The organism is Burkholderia sp. Bp9031 (assembly GCF_003857965.1).
In the GTDB taxonomy this organism is placed as follows: domain Bacteria; phylum Pseudomonadota; class Gammaproteobacteria; order Burkholderiales; family Burkholderiaceae; genus Burkholderia; species Burkholderia ambifaria_A.
Genome location: NZ_QTPW01000106.1, coordinates 1 through 447, shown reverse-complemented (window position 1 = coordinate 447; position 447 = coordinate 1). Strand labels below are relative to the sequence as shown.

Sequence of the window (447 nt, the reverse complement as noted above, 5' to 3'; positions counted from 1 at the left end):
CGTCGTGCGCGGCACGCTGCGCAGCGAGGCAAGGCGGGCGGCGAGTTGCTTGCGAAGCAGTGGCAATACGATGCAGCAGGCGACGTGATCCAGAAGCGTGATCAGCGTTATGGCACGACGAGCTATCGGTATGACCCAACGGGGCGTATCGAACAGGCGGCGGGGCCGGGATTGCCGTCGGAAGTGTTTCGCTGGGATGCGGCGGCTAACCTGGTGTCGAGCGATCACCCGGGCGGATTCGTTGAGCACAACCGGCTCAAGATGTTCGAGGACAAGCGTTTTGAGTACGACGCGTATGGGCGGCTGGTTCGCAAGCTGAGTGGGCACGGGCCTGCTAAAGAGCTGGTTCTTGAGTATGACGATTGGAACCAGTTGAAGTCGGTAGTGACGAAGGACCGGCTCGGCATCGGGACGACGCATTTCGAATACGACGCGTTTGGGCGGCGG

Annotated in this window: 1 pseudogene; it reads left to right on the top strand. The window is 61.5% G+C overall.

The features are described 5' to 3' along the window. Positions 1–447, top strand: a pseudogene (locus DIE15_RS36720) (RHS repeat protein); the annotation flags it as partial.